We start from the raw sequence: 14,629 nt of genomic DNA, 5'->3' as shown, positions 1-14,629 counted from the left end.
TGATCTGGGCAAACAGTCAGAATTTAATCTGACTGTCAATATCATCTTATGGGGTTCGCCCTGTCTGCTCCCGCCCTGTCCACTGTTCGATCCGGCCCGCTGGCCCGGCCTCTGCCATTGATCTATGCCGGCCTTGTGGTCGGGCTGGTCATCGCCGTGCTGGCCAGCCTGACGCTCGGCTACAAGATCTATTCGCTAGAGCAGGTGTGGCAGGCGCTGTTCGCCTTTGACGGCTCCGAGACGGCGGTGGTCATCGCCAATCTGCGCCTGCCCCGGGCGGTGATTGCCCCCCTTGTCGGCGCCGGTCTCGGTATTGCCGGCGTCCTGGTGCAGACCCTGTCGCGCAATCGGATCGCTTCGCCTGACACGCTGGGGCTCAATGCCGGGGCCTCGGTGGCGGTGGTTATGGCCAGTGCCGTCTTTGGGGTCGGATCGCTGCTGGGCCTGTCGCTGGCGGCTGCGGCGGGGGCTTTGGCAACCAGCATGCTGGTTTTCTTGCTGGCTGCCACTGCCGGTGGATTGTCGCCCATTCGCATCGTTTTGATCGGCGTAACCGTTGCCGGGCTTGGCAATTCCATCGTCCAGATCATCCTGACCACCAATGAAGCACAATTGCAGCAGCTGCTTTTCTGGCTGTCGGGTGCTTTTGTCGATCGGCCGATGGCGCTGGTGCAGAGCGGCGCGCCGATCATTCTTGTCGGCGCACTGATCGCCATTGCCCTGGCCCGCACGCTCGATGCGCTGCAGGCCGATGACTCGACCGCCACCGGTCTCGGCGTGCCGCTGGTGCTGGTGCGGGGCGCCAGTTTCCTCTCGGTATCGCTGTTGACCGGAGCTGCCGTCTCCATGGCTGGCCCGGTCGGCTTTGTCGGCCTCGTCGTGCCCCATGCGGCGCGCTGGCTGGTGGGCCTGCGTCACAAGCTGCTGATCCCGGCGGCGGCGCTGATCGGGGCGGTCTATGCGACGACGGCCGATATTGCCGCGCGCTTCGTCATCTATCCGGTGGAGGCCCCCGTTGGCGCCATAACTGCCGTTGTCGGCGCCATGGTGCTGTTGATCCTGTTGAAGCGGAGAGCGGCATGAGTGGCCTGCCATCCACCCTGACCGCGGCGCGGGCGCCGCTGGCCGTTGGCCTCATGGGTCTCGCTTTTGTGCTCCTGGCCCTGTCTGGCGTGGCCTTTGGCTCCACCTGGATCCCGCTTGATCAGGTCGCTGCGACCATTCTGGGCGCCGGTGAAAAGACCCAGAAGATCATCGTGCTGCAACTGCGCCTGCCGCGCGTGGTCATCGCTGCTTTGGCGGGTGGTGGCATGGCGGTTGCCGGTTTCCTGCTGCAAAAGATCACCCGCAATTCGCTGGCTTCGCCCGGCGTGCTCGGGGTCATCGATGGCGCGGCGCTTGGCGTCGTCATCTTCCTCGCCATGATGTCCAATGAGAGCAATGCGCTGGTCACCTCCATTGCCTATCAGCCGGTTGCGGCCATGCTGGGGGCGGTGGCGGCGATCAGCCTCGTCTTCATCCTTGCCGGCCGCCAGTCCTCCTCGGCCATTCGCCTGCTGCTGTTCGGCATTGCCGTTGCCGCCGTCGCCAAGTCGGTGACCATGGTGATGATGCTGATCGGACCGATCTACCAGACCAGCCAGGCGGCGCGCTGGATTGCCGGTGCGGTCAACGAGGTCAATTGGGGTGAAATCCAGATCACCGCCATCGCCATGCTGCCGGTGATGGCACTGGCCTTTCTCGTTGCCCGCAAATTGCCGCCTGCCGATCTTGATGAAGTCTCGGCGCGCGGTGTCGGGCTCGACCTGCCGGTGTTCCGCCTGCTGATCTTCGCGCTGGCCGCGGCCATGACGGCGCTGTCGGTGGCCTTTGTCGGCGGCGTCGGCTTTGTCGGGCTGATGGCGCCGCATCTGGCCCGGCTGCTGGTCGGGCGCAATGTCTATGCCGGGCTGATCGGCAGTTTTCTTCTGGGCGCCATCATGCTGGTGGGCGCGGACCTGATCGTGCGGGTGGTCTTCGCCCCCACCGAGGTTCCGGCCGGCACGGTTACCGCCATTATTGGCGCGCCCTATTTCCTCTTCCTCTTGATGGGCAGGCAACGCCATGACGGATAGCGAAAACCGCATCGAGGTACAGTCTCTCAGCCTCTCCTATGGCAATACTGCCGTGCTCAAATCGCTGAGCCTGCCGATTGCGCGCGGCAAGATCACTGTGCTGGCTGGCCCCAATGGCTGCGGCAAGTCCACACTGCTGCGCGCCATCCGCCGTCTGCACAAGCCCGAAAGCGGCCGCATCCTGCTCGAAGAGCTTGATATCGCCAAGTTCAACGACCGCGCCCTGGCGCGCCAGATCGGCCTGCTCGCGCAGAGTCCATCGGCACCCGAGGACATGACGGTCGAGGAACTGGTGCGGCTGGGGCGTTATCCGCATCAGTCGATGCTGCAGCCCTGGAGCCAGAACGATTCAACGGCGCTGGAAGCGGCGATGGAGGGCACTGGCGTCGCTCACCTGCGCAGCCGTCGTCTCGGTTCGCTCTCGGGCGGCCAATTGCAGCGCGTCTGGATCGCCATGGTGCTGGCGCAGGAAACCGACGTGGTCTGTCTCGACGAGCCGGTCAACCATCTCGACATGGCCCATCAGCTCGATTGCCTCGACCTGGTGCGCCGCCTCAATGTCGATTACGGCCGCACCATTGTGCTGGTACTGCACGATCTCAATCTGGCGGCGCGCTATGCCGATCGCCTGGTGTTTCTCAATGACGGCGTCATCGCCGCCTCCGGCACGCCCGAGGAATTGATGACCGAAGCCATGATCGCCTCCGTATTCGGGGTGCAATCCATGGTGATTACCGACCCTGTGCATGGACGCCCGCTCTGCATTCCCCTGCGGACCGGCCCGGCGCACAACAAAGGAGATGCAGATGCTGCCCGTAGCTAACGAGACCGCCGACCCGACCTATGCTGCTATCCGCGCAGCGGTTTCGGCATCCTATTCGGGCGCGCTTGGCAGCACGCGACTGCCGCCACTCGAGGTGCTGGCCTATCTGGCGACCGCCATCGGCTCGCTCTACCGCGAAGTGGCTGGCGCCCATGAAGGCCCCGAGGGCTGCCCCTGTGGCTGGGAGCCCTGCGCGCTGATGGATGTCATCACCATGCAACAAGCCCTTGCGGCCAGCGCCTTGCCCAACGATGATCCGCGCCAGACCGCGCTGCTCACCATGGAGCCGGCCGGCCACGCCTGACCCAATTTCCCGTTCCGTGCCGTGAGAGGGCGCCGACAAGACCAAGCTGTATTGAAGACCACTCATGCTTCGCCGATTTTTCTCCTATTACGCGCCCTATAAGGGGCTGTTTTTCCTCGACTTCGGCTGCGCGGTTCTCGCCGGCCTGCTTGAGCTGGGCTTTCCCCTGGCGGTCAAGCTCTTCGTCGACGACCTGTTGCCCGGCCAGAATTGGGGCCTCATCGCTGGGGTATCCGCCCTGCTGCTGGTGATCTATGCGCTCAATACCGGCCTGATGGCGGTGGTCAATTACTGGGGCCATGCGCTGGGGATCAGCATCGAAACCGATATGCGCCGCCAGGCCTTCGACCACATCCAGAAGCTCAGCTTCCGCTATTTCGACAACAACAAGACCGGCCACCTGATCACCCACGTCACCAAGGACCTCGAAGAGGTCGGCGAAGTGGCCCATCACGGTCCCGAAGACGTCTTCATCGCCATCATGACCTTCATCGGGGCCTTCATCCTGATGTTCACGGTGCATTGGCAGCTGGCTTTGCTCACCACCATCATCGTGCCGTTCATGACCTGGCTGGTCAGCCGCTATGGCGCGCGCATGACCGAAACCTGGCGCAAGCTGTTCCGCCAGGTCGGCGAGTTCAATGTCCGCGTGCATGAAAGCGTTGGCGGCATCCGCGTGGTCAAGGCCTTCGCCAATGAGGACCATGAGAAGCGCCTCTTTGCCCTGAGCAATGAGGGCTACAAGACCACCAAGCTCAGCGCCTATGCCTATATGACCGCCAGCATTACCCTGTCCTATTTCAGCACCCGCTTCGTGCAGCTGGTGGTGATGATGGCCGGCACCTGGTACGTCATCCATGGCGAGCTCAGCTATGGCGGTTTTGTCGGCTTCCTGCTGCTGGTCAACGTCTTCTTCCGCCCGATCGACAAGATCACCTCGGTGCTCGAAAGCTATCCCAAGGGCATTGCCGGCTTCCGCCGCTTCACCAAGCTGATCGACACCGCCCCCGATATCGCCGACCGGCCCGATGCCGTCGCCGTCGATCACCTCAAGGGCGACATCGCCTACCAGGATGTGAGCTTCGGCTATTCCGACCATGGCAAGGTGCTGGACGGGCTCAACCTGACCATTGCGGCGGGCGAGACCGTGGCCTTTGTCGGTCCCTCGGGCGCCGGCAAGACCACCATCTGTTCGCTGCTGCCGCGCTTCTATGAGGTCGATAGTGGGTCCATCAGCATTGATGGCATCGACATCCGCGACATGACCCAGCAATCGCTGCGCGCCCAGATCGGCATCGTGGCGCAGGACGTGTTCCTGTTCGGCGGCACTATCCGCGAAAACATCGCCTATGGCCGCCTTGGCGCCAGCGACGAGGAGATCATCGAAGCCCTGCGCCGCTCAGCGCTCGACGAATACATCCTGTCGCTGCCCGATGGGCTCGATACCTTGGTGGGAGAACGTGGCGTCAAGCTTTCGGGCGGCCAGAAGCAACGGCTCGCCATTGCGCGGATCTTCCTCAAGAACCCGCCGATCCTGATCCTCGACGAGGCGACCTCGGCGCTGGATACCGCCACCGAGTTCGCCATCCAGCAATCGCTGGCCGCGCTCTCCCGTGGCCGTACCACGCTCGTCGTCGCGCACCGCCTCGCCACCATCCGCAATGCCGACCGGATCGTCGTGGTCGGCCCGACCGGGATCTCCGAGCAGGGCACGCATGCCGAGCTTCTTGCCCGCCGCGGGGATTATTCGCGGCTGCATGAGGCGCAGTTCGGGTCGCTGGAGGGGTAGGGGCAGGCTTGTGGGGGGCAGGCCGAACGCCTGCCCTCAAGCCAGCGGATGAATGGCGGCGAGGCGCCAGCGTGGGGTCATCTTGGCGTCGTCGCCATCCACCAGCGCTTCGCAATTGCCGTGCATTGGCGCGATCTCGGCGCGCAGGTGGACCTGCAGCGGCGCATCCCCGGCGGTGACGGTGACGCTCAGCTCATCGCCATCCAGCACCGCGGCGGGCCAGACAATATCAGGCATGCGTACATTGTCCTGGCCCAGCCCATTGGCATCGGCCCAGACCATGGCGGCATGTTCTGCCACTTGGGCGGTTTCCGGCAAGCCGGCGCGGCCGCGATAGGCCGGCAGATAGATCTGTCCGGCGGCCAGCGTGGCGAGAAACTCTACGGCCTGTTCTGGTTCCACCCTGCCATAGCGCTGCCGCTGCGGCAGCAGCACCAGCGAGGCGGCGAACCGGCAGCCGCCGATATGGGTGGCCTGCACGATATGGAAGGTTTCGGGGTCCGCCGCCGCCACCAGCGCCTTGTAGGTTGCAAAGCCGAACCGGGCGCAACAGGCATCGCGGCGGCTATCGGTGCAGCAGAGAATGACCTTGCGCGGATCGGCCCGGCCCACCAGCGGCTCGCCCGCCGTGAGGCGGGTGATCGCCGCCGCCAGCTCGATCTCGCTGTCGAAATCGGCGGCGATGCCATCGGCCTGCAACTGGGGCAGGGTGCCGGTTTCACCCACCCGATCGACCAGTGCCACATGGATGCCGGCCCGCATGGCCAGCCGGATCGCATCGGCGAGCGCCGGGCCCATATCCACCGACTCAAAGCGCGGCAGCCGCCACTTGCCGCGCGGCCATGCCACCAGCATGGAGCGCTGGGCCACATTGCCGGTGCCGGGCAAGGGCTCCCCCCGCTCCAGGCTGAGTTCGCGGCAAAACACGTGCTTGGCCATGATAGGCTGCCTTCTCGATCGTCTACAGGTCAGCCGGACCGGCCGTTAGTTGACTGTGAAAGTCATGTTTGTGCTGCGTACCAAAGTGGTGAAACGCGATCAAGATAGGCGCGGGAGATGACTGGCGGAAAATCTGCGGGGCTGGCCAGGGCATGCGCTCCAATCATAACCAGCTTTGTGGAAAAATCGCCGATATCCGCGGTTGATCCGTTGGGTCTCATAACTCCTGGGATATGAGAGGCGGCAGGGAATTCATTTTCGCCCATTCGGTTTTCTTGCCACATATGGCACAGGAGCGGGCAGCGGCGTGGACGCGGCCTGGGCGGGTCATGGCCGCCACGGATTTTGGGAGGACTGCATTGAAAAAACTTGTTCTGGCTTCACTGCTGCTGGCGCTGTCCAGCAGCGTCACTTTTGCCGACACGATCAAGGTCGGCGTCGTCGGCCCGTTTTCTGGCCCGGCCGCGCTGCAGGGCAAGAACTTCCAGGCCGGGATCAATGCCTGGCTGGCCGTCAACGGCAATACCATCGGCGATGACACCATCGAGATCGTCTATCGCGACCTGCCGGCGCCTGATCCGGCCCAGTCCGCCGCGCTGACCCAGGAACTGATCGTCAGCGAAGGCGTGCAATATCTCGCCGGTTATTACTACACCCCCGACGCCATGGCGGCCGCGCCGATCCTCGAAGAGGGCAATGTGCCCATGGTGGTGTTCAATGCCGCCACGTCGGCGATCGTCAATGCCAGCCCCTATGTGGTGCGCACCTCGTTCACCACCTGGCAGACCTCGACCCCGATGGCCGCGGTCGCGCGTCAGCGCGGCATCGACAAGGTCATTACCGTGGTTTCCGACTACGGTCCGGGCGTCGACTCCGAAGCCGCCTTCGTCGCCGGCTTCACTGGCGCGGGCGGCGAGATCGTTGAATCCGTGCGCATGCCGATGAACACCAATGACTTCAGTCCGATGATGCAGCGCATCAAGGATTCGGGCGCCGAGGCGGTGTTCGCCTTCCTGCCAGCCGGTCCGGCAACCCTGGGCTTCGTCCAGGCCTATGTCGAGAACGGCCTCAAGGATGCCGGCGTTACCCTGCTGGCCCCCGGCGATCTGACCCAGGAGCCCGATCTGGCGGCGCTGGGCGACAATGCGCTGGGTCTTTTGACGACGTTCCACTACGCGGTCAGCCATGACTCGCCTGAGAACTCCGCCTTTGTCGAAGCGGCCTCCAAGGCCATCGGCAGCGCCTCGGAACTCAGCTTCCCGGCCGTCGGCGCCTATGACGGCATGTATGTGATCTCCAAGATGATCGAAGCCACCGGCGGCAATCAGGACGCAGCCGCTGCTGTCGAAGCGGTCAAGGGGCTCTCCTGGGTCAGCCCGCGCGGCCCGGTCTCGATCAATCCGGAAAACCGCCACCTGACGCAGAACATCTACCTGCGCGAAGTGGCGCTTGAGGATGGCCAATACATCAACAAGGAAATCCAGACCTTCGAAAACCAGGGCGACCCCGGCTGGAAGGCTCCGTAAGCCTGGCGGACGGATCCCCCCCCCCACCCTCCCCCTGATAGGGGGAGGAGCCGAGCCGGTGGCTATCCCAAATCCTGCCCAGCCCTAAATCTGTCCCTCCCCCTATCAGGGGGAGGCTAGGTGGGGGTAACGAACGTCGCGGTGGGTAATGCCCCGCCGGGCATAGGCGAGGTCCAATGCAAACCATACTCTCCATCGCCGCCGACGCCCTTGCCTATGGCATGGTGCTGTTCATCATCTCCATCGGCCTCAGCGTCACCATGGGGCTGATGAAGGTGGTCAATCTCGCCCACGGCGCCTTCGCCATGATCGGCGGCTATATCGCTTCTTATGCCACCCAGCAGATGGGCCTGCCCTTCGGCGTCGCCATCCTCGCCGCCGTGCTTGGCACCATGCTGATCGCCGTGCCGCTGGAGCGCTTTCTCTATCGCCGCATCTATGGCGCGCCCGAGCTGACCCAGGTGCTGATGACCATCGGCATCACCTTTGCCATTATCGGCATCGCCAATTTCGTCATGGGTCCCACCCTCAAGACCATCGCCCTGCCGGCCCAGTTGCAGGGCCCGGTCGATCTCGGTTTCCGCACCATTGCCGCCCATAAGCTGTTCGCGGTGGCTGTGGGCATCATTGTCGCCGGCGCGCTCTGGTTCATCATCGAGCGCACCCCGTTCGGCGTGCGGCTGCGTGCGTCGGTCGATGACGCCGCCATGGCCGGCGCGCTCGGGGTCAAGACCAAGATCGTCTATGCCGTCAGCTTCGCACTCGCCGTCGGCCTGGCCGCGCTGGGCGGCGTGGTCGGCGCGCAATTGCTGCCCATCGAGCCCTATTACGCGCTGCATTACATGGTGACCTTCCTTGTCGTGGTCTCGGTCGGCGGGGCCGGCTCGATAGCCGGCGCGCTGGTCGCCGCGCTGCTGCTTGGCGCCGTGCAGACCACTGGCCGCTATCTGATGCCCGAATATGGCGAGTTCTTTTTCTATCTGGCCGTTATCGCCATCGTCTGCGTCTTCCCCAATGGCCTGATGGGGCGCAGCAAATGAGCGATATCAGCCTGACCTCGACCAAACCCGTCTGGCAGCGCACCGCCATGCGCGACCTGATCGCCGTGCTGATCCTCGCTGCCGTTGCGGCGCTGGGTTATCTGCTCTTTCCCAGCAATCTGGCGCTGCTGACCCGCATCATCGCGGTCATGTTGCTGGTGCTGTCGCTCGATCTGGTCACCGGCTATTCCGGGGTGGCGACCCTCGGTCATGCGACAGTCTTTGGCGCCGGCGCCTATGCCGCCGGCATCTTCGCCGCCAAATTTGGCGTTACCGATCCGCTATTGATGCTGGCCATCGGCGCATTGGCCGGGGCCATTGCCGGGGCGCTGTCGAGCCTCATTATCCTGCGCGGTCATGGCCTCAGCCAATTGGTGCTCTCGATCGCCGTCGTCTCGCTGGCGCATGAGGCCGCCAACAAACTATCCGCCTGGACCGGCGGCAGCGATGGCCTCTCCGGCATCGCCCCGGCGCCGCTGCTGGGCCTCTTCCGCTTCGATCTTTTCGGCCGCACTGCCTTTATCATGGCGGTGGTGCTGCTGATCGCCGTGTTCGTCGTCCTGCGCATCATCGTCCGCTCGCCCTTCGGCATGCTCTGCCGCGGCATCAAGCAGGACCCGATCCGGGTGCGGGCCATGGGGGCGCCAGTCTACTTCACCCTGGTCAAGATGTACGCCATTGCCGGCGCCGTGGCCGGTCTCGGTGGTGCGCTATCGGCCATCGCCACCAAGGTCGTGGGGCTCGACAGCCTGTCTTTCACCATGTCCGCCGAAGCGCTGGTCATGCTGGTGCTGGGCGGCACCGGCAAATTGTATGGTGCCATGATCGGCACGCTGGTTTTTGTCTGGTTCGAGGACCGCGTCTCGGCCATCAATCCCTTCCACTGGCTGACCATTGTCGGCGTGCTGCTGGTCATCGTCGTGCTGTTCGCCCCCAAGGGCCTGACCGGCGCTGCCGAAACGCTCTGGACCCGATTGCGGAGGCAGTCATGACCCTGTTCGAAGTCCGCAACCTCAAGAAACGCTTTGGCGGCCTTGCCGTCACCGATGACGTGTCGCTGGCGCTCGACAAGGGTGACCGCATCGCGCTGATCGGCCCCAATGGCGCCGGCAAGACCACCTTCGTCAATCTGGTGACGGGGCAGCTCAAACCCGATTCCGGCAGCGTTCAACTCGATGGCGCCGATGTCACCAAAGCCTCCCCAACCGCCCGCGTCGGCGCCGGTCTGGTGCGCAGTTTCCAGGTGACGCGGCTCTTCTCCGAGATGACGCCGCAGGAACATGTCGCGCTGGCCCTGCTGCAGCGCCTTGGACGATCACAACACATTTTCGCCGATTATCTTAGGATGCCGGAGATTGTGGGGGAGGTGGGGGAGATATTGGGGCTGCTGAACTTGCGCGACATTGCGCAGGTGAAGGTCAGCGAGATTGCCTATGGGCAGCAGCGCTTGCTGGAGATTGCGCTGGCCATGGCGCTGCGGCCCAAGGTCTTGTTGCTCGATGAGCCGGCGGCAGGGGTGCCGAGTTCGGATACGGTGCTGATCGAAAAGGCGCTGGCGCAATTGCCGGCCGACCTGGCCGTGCTGATGATCGAGCACGACATGGATTTCGTTTTCCGCTTTGCCCGGCGCGTCGTGGTGCTGGCGGCCGGGGCGATCATTTTCGATGGTACGCCGGCGGAAGTTTCGGCCGATCCGAAAGTGCGTGAAGCCTATCTGGGGAGCTATGCCGATGACCGCAGCGTCGCTTGAGGTCGCCGGGCTGAGCGCCGGCTATGGGCCAACGCGGATTCTGGAGGGCGTGAGCTTCTCGGTCCCTGCCGGCGGGCGCCTCGCCGTGCTGGGCCGCAATGGCATGGGCAAGACCACTTTATTCGCCAGCATTGCCGGCCAGACCCGGCGCTATGATGGCAGCGTGCGGCTGGGCGATATGGAGATAACCGGCCTTGATGGTTCCGCCCGGGCCCTGGGCGGCCTCGGCTATGTCCCGCAAAGCCGCTCGATCTTCAAATCGCTGACCGTCGAGGAAAACCTCTTTGTCGGGCTGAAGTCGCGGCCGCGCTCGGCGCTTGAGGAAGCCTATGCGATGTTCCCCCGGCTCAAGGAGCGGCGGCGCAATCTCGGCTCGCAGCTTTCGGGTGGCGAACAGCAGATGCTGTCGACCGCGCGCACCATTCTGGGGCAGCCGACCGTGCTGCTGCTCGACGAGCCGCTGGAGGGGCTCGCCCCGGTGATCTGCGAGGAACTGATGGCGGCGTTCGCTCAATTGGCGGCGACCAAGGCGATGACAATCCTTCTGGTCGAACAGCGCATCAAGGCGGCGCTGGAGTTTGCCGACCGGGTAATTGTTCTGGAACGCGGCCAGATCGCCTGGTCAGGGACGCCCGCCGAGCTGGAAGCGCAGCCGGAGACGGTGGATCGGTTGTTGGGCGTGGGGCATTAGGGGCGTTCGCCCCGTGTCTCCTTCCAGGTCCCGCCACTCCCCGCCAAACACGGAGTCATTCCCGCGCAGGCGGGAATCCATTCGTGCTTCGGTGTCTGGAAGAATGGATTCCCGCCTGCGCGGGAATGACCCGGTGGTTTGGACGGCGGCCTGGGCCGAGAGTGGAGCCCCCCTATTCCAGCCCCACATAATTCTCCGCCAGGCTCTGCTGCGCTGCCAGTGACCCGCGCAAATAGTCGAACTCGGCGCGCTGGATGCGGCGGCCGAAGGGGCCGGTTTCGGGGAAGGTGTGGAGCAGGCTCGTCATCCACCAGCTGAAGCGCTCGGCTTTCCAGATGCGTTGCAGCACCTGGGTGGAATAGGCGTTGATCCCGGCGGGGGAGTGCTCGACGAACCATTCGATCAGGGCATCGGCCAGCGAGCCGACATCGCTCATGGCCAGGTTCAACCCCTTGGCGCCGGTGGGTGGCACGATATGGGCGGCGTCGCCGGCCAGGAACAGCGCGCCGAAGCGCAGCGGCTCGGCGACGAAGCTGCGCAGCGGCGCGATGGATTTCTCGATCGCGGGGCCGGTGACCAGGCTTGCTGCGGTCTGCGGATCCAGCCGCAGGCGCAATTCATCCCAGAAGCGCTGGTCCGACCAGGCGGCGACCTGCTCGTCGGCCGGCACCTGTACGTAATAGCGGCTGCGGCTGGGCGAACGCATCGAGCAAAGCGCGAAGCCGCGCTCATGATGGGCATAGATCAGCTCATGCGCCACCGGCGGCTGATCGACAAGAACACCAAGCCAGCCAAAGGGATAGACCCGCTCGAAGGTGGTCAGCGCCTGTTGTGGCACGCTCTGGCGCGAGATGCCGTGATAGCCATCGCAGCCGGCAATGACGGCGCAGTCCAGCCGCTGGGTAACGCCGTTCCGGCGATAGGTCACATGCGGCGTGGCGCCGTCGAAGTCGTGCAATTGCACGTCGTCGGCTTCATAGATCGTCAGGGCCCCGCTGGCGGCGCGGGCATCCATCAGGTCGCGCGTCATTTCGGTCTGGCCATAGACCATGACCTGCCGGCCGATCAGGGCCGAGAAATCGATACGATGACGCTCGCCATCGAAGCTGAGCTCGATCCCTTCATGCAGCAAACCCTGCTTATGCATGCGGCTGCTGACTCCAGCGCGGTCCATCAGCGCCATGCTGCCCTGCTCGAGCACCCCGGCGCGAATGCGCGACAGCACATAGTCCGCACTCCGGCGCTCGATGATGACAGCCTCGATTCCCGCCAGTTCCAGCAGACGGCCGAGCATCAGCCCGGCCGGACCCGCGCCGATAATGGCGACCTGTGTACGCATGCAAATGCCTCCCTTGGAACCAGCATGCTGGACTTCTTGTTGCCGCTTTCCAATGGACAGGCGCCGCAAAGTCTTGGATGATCCGAACATGAGGACCATCCCGATCTACGCGCTCTATGGCGAAGCCCTGCAGGATCAGGGGCAGGACTGGCTGCACTGGGAAACCGTGCGTTCGCGCAGCCGCCTGCATGACTTCCGCATCCAGCCGCACCGCCACGAGCAGTTCTTTCAGGTGCTGCTGCTGACCCATGGCCGGGCGCAGGTCAGCATGGATGGCAATCGGTTTGAGCTGTCGCCGCCGGCCTTGCTGGCGGTGCCGGCGCTGACCGTGCACGGCTATGACTTCAGCCCCGATGTGGAGGGACTGGTGCTGACGCTGATGGATCGCGACGTCGGCACGGTGCTGGCGGCTGCGCCGGATCTGTCGGCGCTGCTATCCGCGCCCCTGGTGCTGACCGGCACCGGGCTGGATGACGTTTCCGCCGCCATCGACCAGTTGATCGCCGAAGCCAGGCGCCCGGCCAGCGGCCATGGCATTGCCATGCAGGCGCTGATTTCCCTGCTGCTGGTCGCGATCCACCGGGCGCATCTGGCATCGGCCGATATTGCCAAGGCGGCGGCCGACCGTTCGGTGCACCATGCCCAGGCATTCCGGATGCTGGTCGATCAATGCTACCGCCAGACCCGCTCGATTGCCGAATATGCCGGGATGATCGGCATCAGCCCGACCCATCTCAACCGGGTATCGCGGCAGGTACTGGGCGCTTCGGCACTGGCGGTGATCGAACGCCGCATTGCGCTGGAGGCCAAGCGGCATCTGCTGTTTTCGACGCTGGAAATCAAGGAGATCGGGGATCTTCTGGGCTATCCCGACCCAGCATATTTTACGCGGTTTTGCACGCGGGCGCTGGGCATGCCGCCGGGGGCATACCGGCGGTCGGTGCGGCAGGGGCGGTGAGGGAGGGTGGGCGGAATGCCTTTCTTCCCCTTGAGGGAGGGGTGGGTATTGGCGCGAAGCCAAGAGACCCCCACCCCGACCCTCCCCCTCGAGGGGGAGGGGGCGACTGAGGATGGCCCGGTTCACGGGGCGTCATCCCGGTGGGAGGCGGGATCCAGTTTTGGGGAGAAAGTGGATTTGGACGAGCCGGGGGCCGGCGATTGGGTGGGATGGGGCCGGATCGGTGGCATGCGTCTTTCTTCCCCTTGAGGGTGGGGTGGTTGGGTATTGGCGCGAAGCCAGGTGACCCCCACCCCGGCCCTCCCCTCAAGGGGGAGGGGGCGATGGGGGCGATGGTCCCTGGACAGGCGGGCGAGCGCGATGCCTGCGCCTAGCGCTGTCCCGCCGCGACATTGCGGACGGCTTGAATGAACGTCAGCGCGGCGAGGGATTGTGTGGTGTCGGTGCGGGTGGTGAGGCCAACCGGGCCGATGGTTTCGCTGGTATCTACGGGCAGCAGCGCCAATTGGCCATCGGCGACGTCGCCGGCGACGACGCCTTCCGAGATCAGCCAGACGGCGTCGGTTTGCCGGACATAGGCGCGGCCGAAGGCGTTGGAGACGGTTTCGACCTCGTCGCGCAGATTGGTGACGCCATTGGCCAGCAGCATGCGGTCGACGAGGCGGCGGATCACCGAGTCAGGGGTGGGCAGCAGGGTCTGGTAGCGGTCGAGCATGCCCAGATTGAAGCGCGGTTCGCGCAGCAGCGGATGGCCCATGCGCACCACCATCACCACGCGTTCGGAATAGAGATGCTCGAAGGAGAAGCCGAGCATGGCATCGGGTTCGGCCATGCGCCCGATCACCAGATCGACATCGCCGGTGCGCAACAGCGACAGCAGATAGGCATTGGGGCCGGTGACGATGCGGGTGCGGGCGCTCTGGCCGTCCTGGGTGAAGGCATGCACGGCCTGCGGCAGGATCAGCGCCGACACGGTGGGCAGGGCCCCGACCTTGACCAGCGTATCCTCATGGCCCTGGCTGGCGGCATCGACGCCCTGGCGCAGGGCGGCAAGGCTGGTGCCGGCATAGCGATAAAACACCTCGCCATAAGGGGTGAGAAACAGGTTGCGGCGGCTGCGGTCGAACAGCGGGCTGCCCAGCAATTCCTCCAGCTCCTGGATGGTTTTCGAGGCCGCCGGCTGGCTGATATTGAGCGCGTCGGCGGCATTGACCACGCTTTTGAGCCGAGCCACTTCGAGAAAGCAGGCGAGATGGCGCAGCTTGATGCGGGGATCGATGGCGCGTTTGGCCATGATGCTTGCCTCCGGTTATGAAACTGGCCTTTTCGGCGCGGCAGCGGCGGTCCAGTCGAGAT

At 64.6% G+C, this 14,629-nt stretch carries 15 protein-coding genes; 11 read left to right on the top strand and 4 right to left on the bottom strand.

Annotation, left to right across the window (positions count from 1 at the left end):
• Positions 1-48: 48 nt before the first annotated feature.
• The 5 genes from BUA69_RS12720 (at position 49) to BUA69_RS12700 (ending at position 5,030) form a co-directional block, all read left to right on the top strand.
• The gene (locus BUA69_RS12720; protein ID WP_082093980.1) at positions 49-1,083 is read left to right on the top strand and encodes a FecCD family ABC transporter permease; all 1,035 of its coding nucleotides are present in this window, start codon (positions 49-51) and stop codon (positions 1,081-1,083) included.
• A complete protein-coding gene (locus BUA69_RS12715) occupies positions 1,080-2,114 on the top strand; it encodes a FecCD family ABC transporter permease (protein WP_046136885.1) in 1,035 nt (344 codons plus the stop codon). The genes BUA69_RS12720 and BUA69_RS12715 overlap by 4 nt, the downstream gene beginning before the upstream one ends.
• Complete coding sequence (locus BUA69_RS12710; RefSeq protein ID WP_046136886.1) at positions 2,104-2,937, top strand: ABC transporter ATP-binding protein; 834 nt, start codon at positions 2,104-2,106, stop codon at positions 2,935-2,937. The genes BUA69_RS12715 and BUA69_RS12710 overlap by 11 nt, the downstream gene beginning before the upstream one ends.
• Positions 2,921-3,241 (top strand): hypothetical protein, encoded by a 321-nt coding sequence (locus BUA69_RS12705; RefSeq protein ID WP_052950756.1) that lies wholly within the window; start codon positions 2,921-2,923, stop codon positions 3,239-3,241. Before BUA69_RS12710 ends, BUA69_RS12705 begins: the two co-directional genes overlap by 17 nt.
• A gap of 64 nt (positions 3,242-3,305) precedes the next feature.
• Positions 3,306-5,030: an ABC transporter ATP-binding protein gene (locus BUA69_RS12700; RefSeq protein ID WP_046136888.1), complete on the top strand. Its 1,725-nt coding sequence runs from the start codon at positions 3,306-3,308 to the stop codon at positions 5,028-5,030.
• A gap of 36 nt (positions 5,031-5,066) precedes the next feature.
• Here BUA69_RS12700 and BUA69_RS12695 read toward each other — a convergent pair whose 3' ends face one another.
• Together BUA69_RS12695 and BUA69_RS20775 are read right to left on the bottom strand one after the other, a co-directional pair.
• Positions 5,067-5,969, bottom strand: coding sequence for a sucrase ferredoxin (locus BUA69_RS12695; RefSeq protein WP_052950757.1), 903 nt, complete (start codon positions 5,967-5,969; stop codon positions 5,067-5,069).
• Positions 5,970-6,031: 62 nt separating this feature from the next.
• Positions 6,032-6,235, bottom strand: a complete 204-nt coding sequence (locus BUA69_RS20775; protein WP_143154507.1) for a hypothetical protein — start codon at positions 6,233-6,235, stop codon at positions 6,032-6,034.
• Positions 6,236-6,328: 93 nt separating this feature from the next.
• Between BUA69_RS20775 and BUA69_RS12690 the strand changes: the two genes are divergently transcribed.
• The 5 genes from BUA69_RS12690 (at position 6,329) to BUA69_RS12670 (ending at position 10,976) form a co-directional block, all read left to right on the top strand.
• Positions 6,329-7,495 (top strand): ABC transporter substrate-binding protein, encoded by a 1,167-nt coding sequence (locus BUA69_RS12690; protein WP_046136889.1) that lies wholly within the window; start codon positions 6,329-6,331, stop codon positions 7,493-7,495.
• Positions 7,496-7,671: 176 nt separating this feature from the next.
• A complete protein-coding gene (locus BUA69_RS12685) occupies positions 7,672-8,535 on the top strand; it encodes a branched-chain amino acid ABC transporter permease (protein WP_046136890.1) in 864 nt (287 codons plus the stop codon).
• Positions 8,532-9,527, top strand: a complete 996-nt coding sequence (locus tag BUA69_RS12680; protein WP_046136891.1) for a branched-chain amino acid ABC transporter permease — start codon at positions 8,532-8,534, stop codon at positions 9,525-9,527. The genes BUA69_RS12685 and BUA69_RS12680 overlap by 4 nt, the downstream gene beginning before the upstream one ends.
• A complete protein-coding gene (locus BUA69_RS12675; protein ID WP_046136892.1) occupies positions 9,524-10,285 on the top strand; it encodes an ABC transporter ATP-binding protein in 762 nt (253 codons plus the stop codon). The genes BUA69_RS12680 and BUA69_RS12675 overlap by 4 nt, the downstream gene beginning before the upstream one ends.
• Positions 10,266-10,976: an ABC transporter ATP-binding protein gene (locus BUA69_RS12670; protein ID WP_046136893.1), complete on the top strand. Its 711-nt coding sequence runs from the start codon at positions 10,266-10,268 to the stop codon at positions 10,974-10,976. The genes BUA69_RS12675 and BUA69_RS12670 overlap by 20 nt, the downstream gene beginning before the upstream one ends.
• 172 nt (positions 10,977-11,148) lie before the next feature.
• On the opposite strand, the gene pobA is transcribed toward BUA69_RS12670, so the two are convergent.
• Entirely contained in the window at positions 11,149-12,315 is a 1,167-nt protein-coding gene (gene pobA, locus BUA69_RS12665) for a 4-hydroxybenzoate 3-monooxygenase (RefSeq protein WP_046136894.1), read from the bottom strand.
• Between the two features lie 88 nt (positions 12,316-12,403).
• Here pobA and BUA69_RS12660 point away from each other — a divergent pair, with 88 nt between their 5' ends.
• Positions 12,404-13,273, top strand: coding sequence for a helix-turn-helix domain-containing protein (locus BUA69_RS12660; RefSeq protein ID WP_046136914.1), 870 nt, complete (start codon positions 12,404-12,406; stop codon positions 13,271-13,273).
• Between the two features lie 370 nt (positions 13,274-13,643).
• Here the strand turns inward: BUA69_RS12660 and pcaQ are convergent, their stop codons facing one another.
• Positions 13,644-14,567, bottom strand: a complete 924-nt coding sequence (gene pcaQ, locus BUA69_RS12650) for a pca operon transcription factor PcaQ (protein WP_046136302.1) — start codon at positions 14,565-14,567, stop codon at positions 13,644-13,646.
• Positions 14,568-14,629: the final 62 nt, after the last annotated feature.

The organism is Devosia limi DSM 17137, from assembly GCF_900128975.1.
Taxonomy (GTDB): domain Bacteria; phylum Pseudomonadota; class Alphaproteobacteria; order Rhizobiales; family Devosiaceae; genus Devosia; species Devosia limi.
This window is presented reverse-complemented; position numbering and strand designations above follow the sequence as displayed.

Excerpts from the sequence above, each read along its gene's own strand:
- BUA69_RS12675 (WP_046136892.1), top strand. The coding sequence starts at position 9,524 with ATGACCCTGTTCGAAGTCCGCAACCTCAAGAAACGCTTTGGCGGCCTT.
- pcaQ (WP_046136302.1), bottom strand. The coding sequence starts at position 14,567 with ATGGCCAAACGCGCCATCGATCCCCGCATCAAGCTGCGCCATCTCGCC.
- BUA69_RS12660 (WP_046136914.1), top strand. The coding sequence starts at position 12,404 with ATGAGGACCATCCCGATCTACGCGCTCTATGGCGAAGCCCTGCAGGAT.
- pobA (WP_046136894.1), bottom strand. The coding sequence starts at position 12,315 with ATGCGTACACAGGTCGCCATTATCGGCGCGGGTCCGGCCGGGCTGATG.
- BUA69_RS20775 (WP_143154507.1), bottom strand. The coding sequence starts at position 6,235 with ATGGGCGAAAATGAATTCCCTGCCGCCTCTCATATCCCAGGAGTTATG.
- BUA69_RS12670 (WP_046136893.1), top strand. The coding sequence starts at position 10,266 with ATGACCGCAGCGTCGCTTGAGGTCGCCGGGCTGAGCGCCGGCTATGGG.
- BUA69_RS12715 (WP_046136885.1), top strand. The coding sequence starts at position 1,080 with ATGAGTGGCCTGCCATCCACCCTGACCGCGGCGCGGGCGCCGCTGGCC.
- BUA69_RS12685 (WP_046136890.1), top strand. The coding sequence starts at position 7,672 with ATGCAAACCATACTCTCCATCGCCGCCGACGCCCTTGCCTATGGCATG.
- BUA69_RS12705 (WP_052950756.1), top strand. The coding sequence starts at position 2,921 with ATGCTGCCCGTAGCTAACGAGACCGCCGACCCGACCTATGCTGCTATC.
- BUA69_RS12720 (WP_082093980.1), top strand. The coding sequence starts at position 49 with ATGGGGTTCGCCCTGTCTGCTCCCGCCCTGTCCACTGTTCGATCCGGC.
- BUA69_RS12695 (WP_052950757.1), bottom strand. The coding sequence starts at position 5,969 with ATGGCCAAGCACGTGTTTTGCCGCGAACTCAGCCTGGAGCGGGGGGAG.
- BUA69_RS12700 (WP_046136888.1), top strand. The coding sequence starts at position 3,306 with ATGCTTCGCCGATTTTTCTCCTATTACGCGCCCTATAAGGGGCTGTTT.
- BUA69_RS12710 (WP_046136886.1), top strand. The coding sequence starts at position 2,104 with ATGACGGATAGCGAAAACCGCATCGAGGTACAGTCTCTCAGCCTCTCC.
- BUA69_RS12680 (WP_046136891.1), top strand. The coding sequence starts at position 8,532 with ATGAGCGATATCAGCCTGACCTCGACCAAACCCGTCTGGCAGCGCACC.